Annotated in this window: 13 protein-coding genes; 8 read left to right on the top strand and 5 right to left on the bottom strand. The window is 58.9% G+C overall.

What is annotated here, in order from left to right:
* Positions 1–36 precede the first annotated feature (36 nt).
* On the top strand, positions 37–834 hold the full coding sequence (locus tag KUW67_RS00800) for a glycosyl transferase (protein ID WP_224823366.1): 798 nt from the start codon (positions 37–39) through the stop codon (positions 832–834).
* On the opposite strand, the gene moaA is transcribed toward KUW67_RS00800, so the two are convergent.
* Complete coding sequence (gene moaA, locus KUW67_RS00805; RefSeq protein WP_224823367.1) at positions 835–1,842, bottom strand: GTP 3',8-cyclase MoaA; 1,008 nt, start codon at positions 1,840–1,842, stop codon at positions 835–837.
* 93 nt (positions 1,843–1,935) lie between these two features.
* Here moaA and KUW67_RS00810 point away from each other — a divergent pair, with 93 nt between their 5' ends.
* Together KUW67_RS00810 and KUW67_RS00815 are read left to right on the top strand one after the other, a co-directional pair.
* On the top strand, positions 1,936–2,409 hold the full coding sequence (locus KUW67_RS00810; protein ID WP_224823368.1) for a hypothetical protein: 474 nt from the start codon (positions 1,936–1,938) through the stop codon (positions 2,407–2,409).
* The gene (locus KUW67_RS00815; protein ID WP_224823369.1) at positions 2,410–4,011 is read left to right on the top strand and encodes an AMP-binding protein; all 1,602 of its coding nucleotides are present in this window, start codon (positions 2,410–2,412) and stop codon (positions 4,009–4,011) included.
* On the opposite strand, the gene KUW67_RS00820 is transcribed toward KUW67_RS00815, so the two are convergent.
* The 3 genes from KUW67_RS00820 to glmU are packed head-to-tail and all read right to left on the bottom strand — an operon-like array spanning position 4,008 to position 7,854.
* Complete coding sequence (locus KUW67_RS00820; RefSeq protein WP_224823370.1) at positions 4,008–4,685, bottom strand: DNA alkylation repair protein; 678 nt, start codon at positions 4,683–4,685, stop codon at positions 4,008–4,010. The genes KUW67_RS00815 and KUW67_RS00820 overlap by 4 nt on opposite strands.
* Positions 4,682–6,499 (bottom strand): glutamine--fructose-6-phosphate transaminase (isomerizing), encoded by a 1,818-nt coding sequence (gene glmS, locus KUW67_RS00825; protein ID WP_224823371.1) that lies wholly within the window; start codon positions 6,497–6,499, stop codon positions 4,682–4,684. Before glmS ends, KUW67_RS00820 begins: the two co-directional genes overlap by 4 nt.
* On the bottom strand, positions 6,499–7,854 hold the full coding sequence (gene glmU / locus KUW67_RS00830; protein ID WP_224823372.1) for a bifunctional UDP-N-acetylglucosamine diphosphorylase/glucosamine-1-phosphate N-acetyltransferase GlmU: 1,356 nt from the start codon (positions 7,852–7,854) through the stop codon (positions 6,499–6,501). Before glmU ends, glmS begins: the two co-directional genes overlap by 1 nt.
* A gap of 103 nt (positions 7,855–7,957) precedes the next feature.
* Here glmU and KUW67_RS00835 point away from each other — a divergent pair, with 103 nt between their 5' ends.
* On the top strand, positions 7,958–8,620 hold the full coding sequence (locus KUW67_RS00835; protein ID WP_224823373.1) for an HAD-IA family hydrolase: 663 nt from the start codon (positions 7,958–7,960) through the stop codon (positions 8,618–8,620).
* On the opposite strand, the gene KUW67_RS00840 is transcribed toward KUW67_RS00835, so the two are convergent.
* The gene (locus KUW67_RS00840; protein ID WP_224823374.1) at positions 8,584–9,909 is read right to left on the bottom strand and encodes an MmgE/PrpD family protein; all 1,326 of its coding nucleotides are present in this window, start codon (positions 9,907–9,909) and stop codon (positions 8,584–8,586) included. The genes KUW67_RS00835 and KUW67_RS00840 overlap by 37 nt on opposite strands.
* A 108-nt stretch (positions 9,910–10,017) precedes the next feature.
* Between KUW67_RS00840 and KUW67_RS00845 the strand changes: the two genes are divergently transcribed.
* From KUW67_RS00845 to KUW67_RS00860, 4 genes are all read left to right on the top strand, one after another.
* On the top strand, positions 10,018–11,217 hold the full coding sequence (locus KUW67_RS00845) for a DegT/DnrJ/EryC1/StrS aminotransferase family protein (RefSeq protein ID WP_224823797.1): 1,200 nt from the start codon (positions 10,018–10,020) through the stop codon (positions 11,215–11,217).
* A gap of 66 nt (positions 11,218–11,283) precedes the next feature.
* Positions 11,284–12,447 carry an isovaleryl-CoA dehydrogenase gene (locus KUW67_RS00850; protein ID WP_224823375.1) on the top strand — a complete coding sequence of 388 codons (1,164 nt, stop codon included), beginning with the start codon at positions 11,284–11,286 and terminating at the stop codon, positions 12,445–12,447.
* Positions 12,444–12,986, top strand: coding sequence for a hypothetical protein (locus KUW67_RS00855; RefSeq protein ID WP_224823376.1), 543 nt, complete (start codon positions 12,444–12,446; stop codon positions 12,984–12,986). Before KUW67_RS00850 ends, KUW67_RS00855 begins: the two co-directional genes overlap by 4 nt.
* Entirely contained in the window at positions 12,983–14,587 is a 1,605-nt protein-coding gene (locus KUW67_RS00860; protein ID WP_224823377.1) for a carboxyl transferase domain-containing protein, read from the top strand. Before KUW67_RS00855 ends, KUW67_RS00860 begins: the two co-directional genes overlap by 4 nt.
* The last annotated feature ends 53 nt before the right edge of the window (positions 14,588–14,640 follow it).

Here is a 14,640-nt window from a genome sequence, read left to right on the forward strand (position 1 = left end):
CTGGACCTGAGCGGGGGGAGCGGGTAACCCGCCCCCATGACGACCGCCAATATCATCTGCATCAAATGGGGCACGCTGTTCGGGCCGGAATATGTGAACCGGCTCTATTCCGGCGTGCGCCGCAATATTAAGGCCGATGTGCGGTTTTTCTGCATGACCGAGGATAGCGCCGGGTTTCATCCCGATATCGAGGTGCTCGATCTGCCGGTCGAACCTTATGCGGATGAAATGGACAAGGCGCTGGCGGTGGCCAATCGGCAAGGCGCGATGCGCAAGGTGAGCCTGTTCAAGCCCGGATTAATCCCCGATCTAGAGGGGTCCGTTTTGGGCTTTGATCTGGATGTGGTGATTACCGGCGATCTGACTCCGATCTGGCAAATGGCCCCCGGCAAAGTGGCGATGCGCCATGACTGGACCGAAGAGCGCAAAGGGCGGCCCACAGGGCATGGATCGGTCTTTCGATACGATCCGGCGGTGCATGGGTTTCTCTATGACGACCTCGCGGCGGACCCCTATAAGGTCGTCGAAGAGGCACGAGGCTCAGAGCAGCGCTATACCTCGCACAAGGCGATGGATAAGGATGCTTTCGCCTATATTCCAGAGCCTTACGTTGTGTCCTTCAAGTATGACTGCAACCCGTTTCCGGGCAACTACTGTCGTGCGCCTGCTTTGCCTGCTGACGCGCGTGTGGTGTGTTTTCATGGGCGTCCGAAGATGTCAGAGGCCATCTACGGCTACTCCGGATCATGGGTCCGGCGTTCAAAGCCATGTCCATGGTTGGAAGATCACTGGATTACGCGCACGCGCGCGGATTTGGGCGCTGACTACGGCTGATTAGCCGCCTGTGTGGCTCATATGGCGGGTCATCTGACCGCCAAGCTCTTGCCGGGAATAGTCGAAATCGTGGCCTTTTGGCTTGAGCGCAATCGCGGCCCGGATCGCCTCTTCCAACGGGAAATCGGTGTCGGGATAGGCCCGCAGCGGCGCGCGCAGATCGGATTTTCCTTCCTGACCCAGACAGGTGTAAATCTCACCTGTGCAGGTGATCCGCACGCGATTGCAGCTTTCGCAGAAATTATGGGTCAGCGGCGTGATAAAGCCGATCTTTTGGCCCGTTTCTTCAAGCCGGATATAGCGGGCTGGGCCGCCCGTGCGCTCGGCCAGATCGGTCATGGTGAAGCGCTCGCCGATGGTCTTGCGCATGTCCTTGAGCGACCAATACTGCCCCAACCGGTTCTCATTGCCGATATCGCCCATCGGCATGACCTCGATAAAGGTCAGGTCCATGTCGCGGGAGGCACACCAGTCAATGAGCGGAAATAGCTCATCCTCGTTGAACCCCTTCAGCGCGACCGTGTTGATCTTGACCCGAAGCCCTGCCTTCTGCGCCGCATCAATGCCCTTGATGACCTGAGGCAAACGCCCCCAGCGCGTAATCTCGGCAAACTTGGCCTCGTCCAGCGTATCAAGCGAGATGTTGATCCGCTTCACGCCACATGCGGCCAGATCATCTGCGTATTTTTCCAACTGAGAGCCATTTGTCGTCAGCGTCAGCTCTTTCAAAGCGCCGCTTTCCAAATGACGCGACATGGCGTCGAAATAGGTCATGATCCCGCGCCGCACCAAAGGCTCGCCCCCGGTGATGCGCAGCTTTTGCACGCCCAGACGGACGAATGTCGAACACAGGCGGTCCAACTCCTCTAAAGTCAGCAGCTCTTTCTTGGGCAGAAAGGTCATGTTTTCCGACATGCAGTACACACAGCGAAAATCGCAACGGTCCGTGACGGACACCCGCAGGTAGGAAATCGCGCGCTCAAATGGGTCAATCAATGGCTGGCTCATCCTTAGAAAGGTAAGCGGGAAAACCGGAGGCCACAAGCCCGCGGGGCGGTTGCGGGCAGGCAAAACCCTGTTAAGACTAGGGATATGAGCTTGATGCGACAATTTGGAACTCTTTCGGCATTGGTGTTTCTGGCGGCCTGCGCGGTCCCGGCGACCCAAACGGCACCTGACCCCGAACCAGAAAACGCGGCACCTGAGGCGGCCCTGCCGAAACCGGCAGCCCCACCGCCTTCTGCACGCACAGTTGAGCAGTTTGACACGACCACCGCAGAGGAGCGGGCCGAGGTCGTCAAAGCTGCTGCAACGCCTGCGCAAGACAGGGCGTTGGGAACGACGGTGGCGTCGCTGGGCGATCCGACCGATCCTGGCTTTTGGCTGAAAACACCGCTGGTCTCGTCCGAGCAGCCGGGCCGCGTGACCTATCCGGCAGCCGGCACCAGCGTTGCCGTGACGCTGATCCCGATCGACGGCCCGTCGACAGGGGGGTCGCGGTTGTCCTTGCCCGCGATGCGGCTGCTGCAGGCTCCGCTGACAGGGCTGCCTGAAGTCACTGTTTTCGCACGCTAAATGACCCGCGCGCTGGTCCCTTGGAACGGCGATTGGGATGACGCCCGCGCGGCATTTCGCTGGAGTATTCCGCCTGTATTCAACATCGCCGAGCGTTGTTGCGACAGCTGGGCCTTGAGTGATCCTGATCGTGTTGCGTTGATCGTGCCTGACGGACGCGATTGGACCTATGGTGCGTTGAAAGAGGCCAGCGACCGTTTCGCCAATGTGTTGCGCGCGCAAGGCATCGGGCCAGGCGACCGGGTGGCTGTCCTGCTGCCTCAAGCGCCCGAGGTGATGATCACCCATTTCGCGGCAATGAAGCTGGGGGCTGTCAGCCTGCCGCTTTTCACGCTTTTCGGGACCGAGGCTTTGGCCTATCGCCTATTTGATAGCGGTGCGAAGGCTGTGGTGACCCATAGCGAAGGGGTTGAGAAGCTCACCGCGATCAGCAATCAAACGCCCGATCTCAAAGCGATTTTCAGTATCGAGGGCGGGGTAGAGCCCATCCGCGATTTCTGGGCCGATATTGAACGGGCCTCTTCGCAGATCACGCCTGTCGCGACGGCGGCTGAAGACCCCGCGATGATGATTTATACCTCTGGCACAACGGGTGACCCCAAGGGCGTCCTGCACGCCCATCGCTTCTTGCTGGGCCATTTGCCATGTGTCGAGATGCACCATGAGGGTCTGCCGCAGCCCCGCGATTTGGGCTGGACCCCTGCAGATTGGGCCTGGATCGGTGGTCTGATGGACCTCGCGATGCCCTGCCTTTATTATGGCATCCCGCAGGTCGTGACGCGCATGCGCAAATTTGATCCGCAATCGGCTTTTGATCTGATTGCGCGCCATAAAATCCGCAATATGTTCCTGCCGCCCACTGCGCTCAAATTGATGCGCGATGTGCTGGTTCCCGATGCGGTCGATATTCGTAGTATCGGATCGGGGGGCGAAAGCCTTGGCGCTGATCTGTTGGAGTGGGGCCGCGAGGTTTTGGGCGCGCCGATCAACGAGCTTTATGGCCAGACAGAATGTAATCTTGTCATCACGTCGCGCGCCGGGGCTGGCGTTTTGCGTCCCGGCACGATGGGCAAGGCGGTTCCGGGCCATGATGTGGCGGTGATCGACGGCGACGGTAACCCCGTCGCCGATGGGCAAGAGGGCGAGATCGCCGTGCGGCGGGGAAGTGCCTCTATGTTTTTGAAATATTGGAACAAAGCTGAGAAGACGGCAGAGAAGTTTACAGGCGATTGGATGCGCACGGGCGATCTTGGCACCCGCGACGAGGCCGGTTATTTCCGCTATGCGAGCCGCGACGACGATGTGATCACCTCGGCTGGCTACCGAATTGGACCGACCGAGATTGAGACCTGTCTGACAGCGCATCCCGATGTGTTGAGGGCAGCCGTGATCGGTGAACCTGATCCGCTGCGCACCGAAATTGTCGTTGCGTATGTGGTTTTGCGAGAGGGCGTGGAATGGGAGGGCTTGTCGGACGTGTTAATCGACCGTGTCCGCAAAGAGGTCTCCCCTCATGTGGCCCCGCGCCGGATTGAGCGGCGCGAAAGCTTGCCCATGACCGCCACGGGCAAGATCATGCGGCGCGCATTGCGGCAGGATTAATCGCGCAACAGACGTCCGGCTTCCTTACGCAGAGAGGGGCGCATTTGATCACCATGGCGAGCGAGGAAGGCGCGGACGCGTTCGGCATCATGCTTGGAGAGCTCTCTGATCCACCACGCAACAGCCTTCTGAATAAACCATTCAGAATCAGTGGTATAGCTGGCTGCCCAGCCCAGAACCCGGTCACGGATTTCAAGCTCTTGCGGTTTTGGGAAATTCTGTTTCGTCCATGGCAACGTCATCACAAGGGCTGCGCGCCGGGTCCAGAGGTGGTCGGCGGTGGTCCATTCTGCCACAGCGTCAATCCGCGCGGGGTCAGCCAATAGGCGTTTTTGACCGGCGATACAGGCGTGATCTGCGATGGCCCAGGCATCAAATTGCGGCACCCAGCTTTGGAGGATTGTCCAGACACGGGCGTCATCGGGTTTGATCCGGGCTTGGGTAAAGAGCTTTGCTGCTGCGATGCGTGCTTCATGAATATCAGTTGCCCAAAGCCCTTCGGCCAGATCGCAGCGGGCGCCCAGATCCATGTTGGCGCGCCACGTCTTTGTCAACGCGTCAATTACCGGGTTCGCGACGCCCAAGTAAACGCGGGGGACTTTGTGATAGGCGGCCATTTCAGCGGCCTTTTCTGGCGATGTTCCAAGCGCGGCAAGCGCCTCTTCAACTGTCATTCGACGGTCACGGATTTCGCCAGATTGCGCGGTTGGTCCACATCGGTGCCTTTGGCAACAGCGGTGTGATAGGCCAGCAATTGCGCAGGCACGGCGTAAAGTATGGGCGCCAGCAGCGGCGAGACGGCAGGCATCTCAATCTGCTCCCACACGCCGATGCCGCCGGTTGCGATCCCGTCTTGGTCCGAGATCAGGACAACCTTGCCGTTGCGCGCCATGACCTCTTGCATGTTCGACACGGTTTTGTCGAAAAGCGGGTCGGTAGGGGCCATGACGACCACGGGCATTTTCTTGTCGATCAAGGCAATAGGCCCATGCTTCAACTCGCCGGATGCATAGCCTTCGGCATGTATATAGCTGATTTCTTTCAGCTTTAAGGCGCCTTCCAATGCAAGCGGGAACATCGCGCCACGCCCCAGAAAGATCACGTCCTGCGCTTCGGCGAGCTTTCGTGATACTTTTCGAACGGTTTTTTCGATGCGGAGCGCCTGATTGAGCAATCCGGGCAGCGCGCGCATATCCGCCAAATGGGCCGCAAGCTGATCCGGGGGCAGGGTGCCACGTTGTCGTGCGGCCTCCATCGCGAGGGTGAGCAGTACAGTTAATTGGCAGGTGAACGCTTTGGTGGAGGCGACACCGATTTCGGTGCCTGCGAGGATCGGCAAGGCCAGATCGCTTTCGCGCGCGATGGAGCTTTCGGGGACGTTGACGACCGATAGAATCGTGTCGGCCTTGCCCTCGCAATAGCGCAAGGCGGCCAGCGTGTCCGCGGTTTCCCCTGACTGGCTGACAAACAGGGCCGCGGTGCCTTTAGCGATAGGAGGCTCCCGATAGCGGAATTCAGAAGCGATATCGACTTCGACGGGCAGGCGGGCGACCTGCTCGAACCAATATTTTGCAGTGAGGCAGGCCAGATAGGCAGTGCCGCAAGCAACCATGGTCAGCCGGTCGATCTTGGTGAAATCAATCGCGCCGGGCAGGGTGATCGTGTCATTCGCGCCAATGTAGAAGTTTAGCGCGTTGCCCAGAACCATCGGTTGCTCGGCGATCTCCTTGGCCATGAAATGCTTGTAGCCTCCCTTCTCGACACCTGCGGTTTCAAGCTGAATCTGCCGTTTCTGTCGATTGGCGCGGGAGCCGTTTTTATCCGTAATTTCAACGCTGTTTCGGGTGACGACGGCAAAGTCGCCTTCTTCAAGATAGGTCACCTGATCCGTCATCGGGGCAAGCGCAATCGCGTCTGATCCGACGAACATCTCCCCCTCGCCATGACCGATGGCCAAGGGCGATCCAAGCCGCGCGGCCACGATCAGGTCTTCTTCACCATGAAATAGAAAGCAGAGTGCAAAGGCACCTTCCAGCTTGGCGATGGTTTTTCGCGCGGCCTCGACGGGTGTGTCGCCATTCCTCAGAAAATGATGCGCGAGCATGGCGACGGTTTCAGTGTCGGTCTCGGTCTCGCTGGTCAGGCCGTGTTCGGCCAGTTCGGCGCGCAGATCGCGGAAATTCTCGATGATCCCGTTATGCACCACGGCCACGTCTCCGCAGCGGTGGGGATGCGCGTTCTCCGCTGTAGGTGCGCCATGTGTCGCCCAGCGGGTATGTCCGATCCCGGACTTACCTGCCAGCGGGTCATGCACCAGCAAATCCGACAGGTTCACCAGCTTACCCACCGCTCTGCGGCGGTCTAAAGCGCCATCATTGACGGTTGCAATTCCAGCGCTGTCATAGCCGCGATATTCGAGCCGCTTCAGCGCCTCAACAAGGATCGGAGCCACCTCATGGGTGCCAAGAACACCTACAATACCGCACATTATGAGCCGTCCTTCTGTCGTTTGGCCTTTATAGCCTTTAACTTTTCGAACAATTTTACGGCAAAGCCGGATTTGTTCTCCTGCCGGGCGCGGGCCACGGCCAGATCGGTTGCCGGGACGTCGCGCGTGATGACAGAGCCGCTTGCCGTCATCGCATCGTCGCCCAGTTTCACAGGGGCGACCAGCATCGTGTTGGATCCCACGAATACGCGCGCGCCAATCTCGGTCTGGTGTTTCAGAACGCCATCGTAATTGCAGGTGATCGTGCCCGCCCCGATGTTGGAGGACGCGCCGATCTGTGCATCGCCGATATAGCTGAGGTGGTTCACCTTGGCGCCTTCGGCGAGGGTGGCGTTTTTCAGCTCGACGAAGTTACCGATTTTCACGTCTTCCGACAGTTCGGTGCCGGGGCGCAGGCGGGCATAGGGGCCGACCACCGCGCCGCGCGCGACATGGCACCCCTCTAGATGCGAGAACGCACGTATGCGCGCACCAGTCTCAACCGTGACACCGGGGGCGAAAACCACATTGGGCTCGATAACGCTGTCGCGGCCCAGCACTGTATCGGCGCTGAATTGCACTGTTTCGGGCGCTTGCAATGCCACACCATCCTCCATCGCTTTGCGGCGCATCTGGGTTTGGAAAATCCCCTCCGCCTGGGCGAGTTCCGCGCGGGAGTTGATGCCCAGGGTTTCGGCCTCATCGCAGCGCACGACGCCTGCCGTCAAACCGCGCTTGTGAGCCAGTTCCGGAATGTCGGTGAGGTAGTATTCCCCAGCGGCATTGTCATTGCCAACCTCGGAGAGAAGCTCAAAAAGCACATTGCAATCAGCCGCTATAACACCAGAATTACAAAGTGTTATAGCGCGTTCCTCATCCGAAGCCTCATTGTATTCAACGATCCGCTCAAGCGTATCGCCTTGCGTCACAAGCCGCCCGTAACGCGCTGGATCAGCCGCTTCGAACCCCAGCACAACCACGGCATATTTAGTGCGGGCCTCAAGCATCGCTTCCAAGGTTTCGGGTTGGATAAAGGGCGTATCGCCAAAGAGCACTATGGCGTCGCCCTCGAACCCCGCCAAAGCCGTGCGAGCCTGTTCGACCGCATGGGCGGTGCCCAATTGCTCGGTCTGCAAAACAACGTCGACCTCGGGGTCGTAGATCTGGGCGGCGGCCTTCACGGCCTCGGCACCGTGACCGGTCACGACGACGCTTCGGGTTGGAGAAATCGCAGCTGCCGATTGCATCGCGTGATGCAAAAGCGGCGCATTGCCGATCTCGTGCAAGACTTTGGGCAGGTCGGACTGCATTCGCGTGCCTTTACCGGCCGCCAATAGAATGAGTGCGGTCGCCATGCCTGCCCCTTTTCTTTCTCTTGGCCCCGTTTTATCCATCCCTCAGCGCGCCGCAAGGGTGGGCGGATCACATCCAATTACCGAACGTGTCAGCGAGGCCCTTATGCGCACAGTTGTTTTCGATCTCGACGGCACGTTGGCCGATACCAGCAAAGACCTAATCGCGGCTGCGAACGCTTGTTTTCAAGGGCTTGATTTGGGCAATCTGCTGGACCCGGTAGACGATGCCGCGACGGCTTTCGCAGGCGGACGGGCCATGCTGCGGCTGGGATTCGAGCGGGCCGGGCGGCATGGTGAGGATGAAGTCGATCGGCAATATCCCATTCTTTTGGACGCCTATGCGCAGGATATTGACCGGCACACAGTGCTTTATCCCGGCACGATGGAAGCGGTGGAGCGTTTGAAATCAGGCGGCTACGCCGTGTCGATCTGCACCAACAAGCCCGAAGGTCTGGCCGAAACGCTGATGCAGCGTCTTGGCGTGCGCGGTGCGTTCGGTGCTTTGGTCGGGGCCGATACCTTGCCAGTTCGCAAGCCCGACCCCGCACCGTTTTTTGAGGCGGTTGACCGGGTCGGCGGCACGCGCAACCTGTCGCTTTTGGTGGGCGATACCGTGACGGATCGCAAGACCTCCGCTGCGGCGAAGGTGCCATCGGTGCTGGTTACGTTTGGCCCCACAGGCCGTGCGGTCGCGGATCTGGAGCCGGAAGCGCTTTTGGATCACTACGATCAACTGGATGCCGTAGTGGCCGGTCTGATTGGCTGAGCCAAGAGGCCGAGAAGCGGTGCGAAGGTGCCATTTGCCAAGCTCATGATCTCGTTTGCGAGCTGATCCGTGTCCTGTATGCCCAGAACCGGGCGAACCAAAGCGTCGAATTTTTCACGTAACTCCAATGGGGTGGGTGGCGCGTCGTGATCCCATCGGGGCTGATGCCAATCGCTGCTCAGCCGGGTGCCATCTTGCAATGTCAGATGCACCTGCGCGAGCCGCGTTAGGGGGAAGGCCGCATTTGCCTCCTCGGCCTCGACCATCTTGGTGGCCTGCGACAAGCGCAAAATCTCTGGGTCTTTCAGCGCGTCGCCGGTCAGGTCAGACGGCGCAATGCCATCGCGCACAAAGGCGACCGCGCAGGGAAAGGATGTGGAATACTGAGCGTCTTCGGTGCTGGCGGGCAAGGACGTGGCCAGGCGGGTGCATTCGTGAAACGACGCAATCTCGATGGCTTTGATCTGGGTGGAGACCAGACCGTGCTGGCGGCGCAGGGCAAGCGCGGCTTCCACCGGTGGCTGAGCCCAACGGCAGACAGGATAAGGCTTGAAATACTGCTCATGGATATACCAGCGCGCACCCAGATCTTCCCAAGCGGGGCCATGCGCTGTGAGGGCAGGTGCACCGGTGAAGCCGTCGCGCGCCAGCAGCGCCGCGCTGACACCGGCCATCGCGCCCCAACCAGAGCCATCCTTGACCATGGTTGGATGGTCAATGCAGCGCATCATCTGACTGCGCGGTCCGTGATACTCCGCAATGCCCATTGCATGCTCCATCTGTGCGGGGGGCAGGCCAAGCATCCGCGCCCCCATAGCCGCCACCGCGACCGCGACCCAAGCGCCTGATGTGTGGTAGTCCGGCACCGTCTCATGCAAAGTGATCGCAAGGCGTGCGCCGATTTCGTAAGCAAAAACAAGCGCTTCCAAAAGTACTTTGCCGTCGTCGATCCGCGCCTCCTGCGCCAAAGCAAACAGCCCCGCGACGACCCCGCAGCCGATATGGCCTTTCGACGGGTTAAACCCGTCATGCCCATCCAATGCGTCGATTGTCATGCCCGTCGCCAAGGCGACCCCGGCGGCACTGGCTGTCTGATCGCTGAAAGGCACGCTATGAGATCCGCCAAACTGGCGCGCCGCATGGGTGGTGATGATGCGCGCGAGCTCGGTCTGTGCGCCGCCAAACCCCACCCCGATCAGGTCCATCAGACACAGATGCGCTTGGCGCTGTGTCGCCTCGTCGAGCCCGTCCCAAGACAGGCTCTCGCTGAAATCATGCAGTTTGATCATGTTGGAAAGCATGGCGGGTAAAATGGTTTCGCGCATTGACATTTACGACGATATGATGTCGCGCCTCTCCATTGACGTGACGCTGCAAACGGGCGCACACTCATGCGTATGACCGAAGTCTTCACAGGCAGTTTCACCCAGCAAGAACCGATCCCGGAGGCAGGGATCGCTGCCGCGCTGGACGTGCTGCGTCACGGTCGGCTGCACCGGTACAATACGATCCCCGATGAGGTTGCCGAGGCTGATCTGCTGGAGCAGGAATTTGCCAGCCTGATGGGCGCGAAATACGCGCTGGCCGTGGCGTCTGGTGGCTATGCGATGGCCACGGCCCTGCGCGCGTGCGGCATTGGAGCAGGCGACAAGGTGCTTTCCAACGCGTTCACATTGGCCCCGGTGCCTGGGGCGATTGCCAGCGTCGGTGCGACCCCGGTCTTCGTCGAAGTGACCGAGGATCTGACAATTGATCTGACGGATCTGGCGGCGAAGGCCGATCAGGCCCGCGTCTTGCTGCTCAGCCATATGCGCGGCCACATCGCGGATATGGATGCGCTGATGGCGCTTTGCGAAGCGCGTGACATCACGGTGATCGAGGATTGCGCGCACACGATGGGCGCTAAATGGAACGGGACATGGTCCGGACGTCATGGCGTGCTGGGCTGTTATTCGTGCCAGACGTACAAACACGTCAACTCGGGCGAAGGCGGTTTTCTGGTCGGGGATGATCCAGAGCTGATGGCGCGGGCCGTGATGCTGTCGGGCAGCTATATGATGTATGGCCGTCACGGGGCAGCACCTCCGGTCGAGACATTCGAGGATATCCGCTTGGAAACGCCCAATATTTCAGGCCGCATGGACAACTTGCGCGCCGCGATCTTGCGCCCGCAATTGCAGGATTTGGCCACGCAATGTGACCGCTGGAACGCGCGCTACCGCGTGATGGAAGACGGGCTGGCGCAGACACCCGGTCTCTATCTGCCGCATCGCCCCGAGGCGGAAGATTATGTGATGTCGTCGTTTCAGTTCCTGTTGCTCGACTGGGACGAGAACGCCATCCGCCGCGTGATCGCAGGCTGCCTCAACCGAGGGGTGGAATTGAAATGGTTCGGCGCGGAAGACCCGGTGGCCTTCACCTCGAAATACGACAGCTGGCGCTATGCCAATCCGCAGCCGATGCCACAGACCGACAGGGTCCTGCACGGCATTCTGGATATGCGCCTGCCGTTGACATTCAGCCTTGAGGATTGCGCTCTGATCGCCCGGATCATCCGAGACGAGGTCGCGCGCGCGTTTCAAATGGCAGCGGAATGATTTGACGGAGCCGACTCCTCCGCTATAAATGAACAAGCGTTCAATAAGCGCATGGGAGGATTTGCAATGTTCATGGCGTCGATGACGTTCGATCTGGGCGAAGATGTTGCCGCACTGCGTGAAATGGTCCACCGCTGGGCGCAGGATCGTGTCAAGCCGATGGCGGCCGAGATTGACCAGACCAATATCTTTCCGGCTGATCTTTGGCGCGAGATGGGCGAATTGGGCCTTCTGGGCATCACGGTCGACGAAGCCTATGGCGGCGCGGGCATGTCCTATCTGGCGCATACCGTCGCTGTTGAAGAGATTGCGCGGGCGTCTGCCTCGGTCTCGTTGTCTTACGGGGCGCATTCGAACCTGTGTGTGAACCAGATCAAGCTGAACGGCACCGATGCGCAGAAAGAGAAATACCTGCCGCGCCTTATCTCGGGCGAGCATGTCGGCGCGTTGGCAATGAGCGAGGCGGGGGCGGGATCAGACGTTGTCTCGATGAAGTTGCGCGCAGAAAAGCGCAATGATCACTATAGGTTAAACGGCAACAAATATTGGATCACCAACGGCCCGGATGCCGACACGCTTGTTGTCTACGCCAAGACGGACCCGGATATGGGATCGAAAGGCATCACCGCATTCCTGATCGAGAAAGAGATGACGGGTTTCAGCACCTCGCCCCATTTCGACAAGCTGGGGATGCGTGGTTCGAACACGGCAGAACTGATCTTTGAGGATGTTGAAGTCCCGTTTGAGAATGTGCTGGGCGAAGAGGGACGCGGTGTGCAGGTCCTGATGTCCGGGCTCGACTATGAACGCGTTGTGCTCGCAGGCATCGGCACCGGCATCATGGCCGCCTGTCTGGACGCAATCATGCCCTACATGGCCGAGCGCAAGCAATTCGGCGAATCCATTGGAAACTTTCAACTTATGCAGGGCAAAATTGCGGATATGTATACCGCGATGAACTCCGCCCGCGCTTATGTCTACGAGGTCGCAAAGGCCTGTGATCGCGGCGAGGTGACCCGCCAGGACGCCGCGGCTTGCGTGCTTTATTCCTCGGAGGAGGCGATGAAACAGGCTCATCAGGCGGTGCAGGCCATGGGCGGGGCGGGGTTTTTGAACGACAGCCCGGTGGCGCGCCTGTTCCGCGATGCCAAGCTGATGGAGATCGGCGCAGGCACGTCCGAGATCAGGCGCATGCTTGTGGGCCGCGAGATGATGGGAACCATGCTGTGAACAATTCGACCGTAAAAGAAAATGATGCCTATAAAGAGGGACTGGCTGAGATACGGTGGAAGTATGAGACTTTTGGTAAAAATACCTCTGAAAGAGCTTACGAATACGGTACGTTAGTAATTAAGAATGCCTTTCTTGTTTCGGGCGGAGGTTTATTTTTCATTCCAGCAATGCTTGGAATGTCGTCTGAGTTAAATGTTGAATACGCCTTCTTATCCGGCATTTTCTTCTTTGGTTCTGTAGTCTTGGCCTTGGTGTCTAACTTTTTGATTTACATTAACTTTTCGCTTCTGGAGCGTTCTGGGGAAGCAGTTTTTGATCTTGAAAAAATATATTTGCGGCGAAATCTTTCACGAGAGTTTGAGACAGACAAAGCTGATGAAGCAGAGCTAATCAGAAAGTATAATTCATCTGACGCATGGATTTTTCTTTCCTATTGGCTACCAATCATTTTCGCATTTCTTTTCTTAGCCTCACTTTTTTTTGGAGCTTATTTTCTTTATCTCGCCTTCGGATTGACTTGGGAGGGAAAGCAGTGAAGCTTTCTGTCCAAGCGCTGCCCTCATCGCAGGCGTTTCAAAAGAACCGCGCGGCACATCTTGAGGCCTTGGCTGTTGTACAAGAAGCCGCCGCGTGGGCCGCTGCGGGTGGCGGCGAAAAATCCCGCGCGCGCCACGTCTCGCGGGGCAAAATGCTGCCCCGTGACCGCGTGGCCGGGCTTCTGGACCCCGGATCGCCCTTCCTGGAGGTTGGCGCAACAGCGGCGCATGGGCTTTACGACGGCGCGGCGCCTTGTGCTGGCGTGATTGCCGGTGTGGGCCGCGTTCAAGGCCAGGAGGTTATGGTTATTTGCAACGACGCCACTGTGAAAGGTGGCACTTATTACCCCATGACCGTTAAGAAACACCTAAGAGCGCAGGAGATTGCCGAAGAATGTCGCCTCCCTTGCGTCTATCTGGTGGATTCCGGCGGGGCGAACCTGCCCAATCAGGATGAGGTGTTCCCGGATCGCGATCACTTTGGGCGGATTTTCTACAATCAGGCACAGATGAGCGCGAAGGGCATTCCGCAGATTGCCGTGGTGATGGGATCGTGCACGGCGGGGGGTGCTTATGTGCCCGCGATGTCCGACGTGACGATCATCGTGAAAGACCAAGGCACGATCTTTCTGGCAGGCCCGCCGCTGGTGAAGGCCGCGACCGGAGAGGTCGTCACAGCCGAGGATCTGGGCGGTGGCGATGTGCACACGCGGCTGTCGGGTGTCGCGGATTATCTGGCCGAAGATGATGCGCATGCCTTGGCGTTGGCGCGCCGGGCGGTGGGATCACTTAACTTCGATAAGCCTTTGACTGTGCAATGGGAAACACCAGAAGAGCCGGCTTATGACCCCGAAGAATTATTGGGTGTCGTCCCTGCCGATCTGCGCACGCCCTATGACATTCGCGAGGTGATTGCACGGGTTGTTGATGGCTCTCGCTTTGATGAGTTCAAGGCGCGGTTTGGGGAGACTTTGGTCACGGGCTTTGCCCATATCAACGGCTGCCCTGTGGGCCTTGTGGCGAATAATGGCGTGCTCTTTTCCGAGGCCGCACAGAAAGGGGCACATTTCGTTGAGCTGTGCTCGCAACGCAAAATCCCTTTGGTGTTCTTGCAAAATATCACGGGCTTCATGGTGGGCCGCAAATACGAAAACGAAGGCATCGCGCGGCACGGGGCGAAGATGGTGACGGCGGTTGCCACGACATCTGTGCCGAAGATCACCATGGTGGTTGGAGGTTCTTTCGGAGCTGGAAATTATGGAATGGCAGGAAGGGCTTATCAGCCGAACTTCATGTGGTCCTGGCCCAATTCCCGTATCTCTGTCATGGGCGGTGAACAGGCGGCGGGCGTCTTGGCGACCGTTAAACGCGACGCTTTGGAGCGTGCGGGCGAAAGCTGGTCGGCGGAAGATGAGGCCAAGTTCAAGGCCCCGACGATCAAGATGTTTGAAGAGCAATCGCACCCGCTTTATGCCAGCGCGCGGCTTTGGGATGACGGGGTTATAGACCCCAGAAAAGCGCGCGATGTGCTGGCGTTAAGCCTGTCTGCCGCTTTGAATGCGCCCATCGAGGACACGCGTTTTGGCGTGTTCAGGATGTAGGGACAGGCCGTATGGTTTGCGTATGGAAAACGTATGGCTCGGGTATGGCTTGG

The sequence above is a fragment of the Cognatishimia sp. MH4019 genome (genome assembly GCF_020177595.1).
Taxonomy (GTDB): domain Bacteria; phylum Pseudomonadota; class Alphaproteobacteria; order Rhodobacterales; family Rhodobacteraceae; genus JAHTBL01.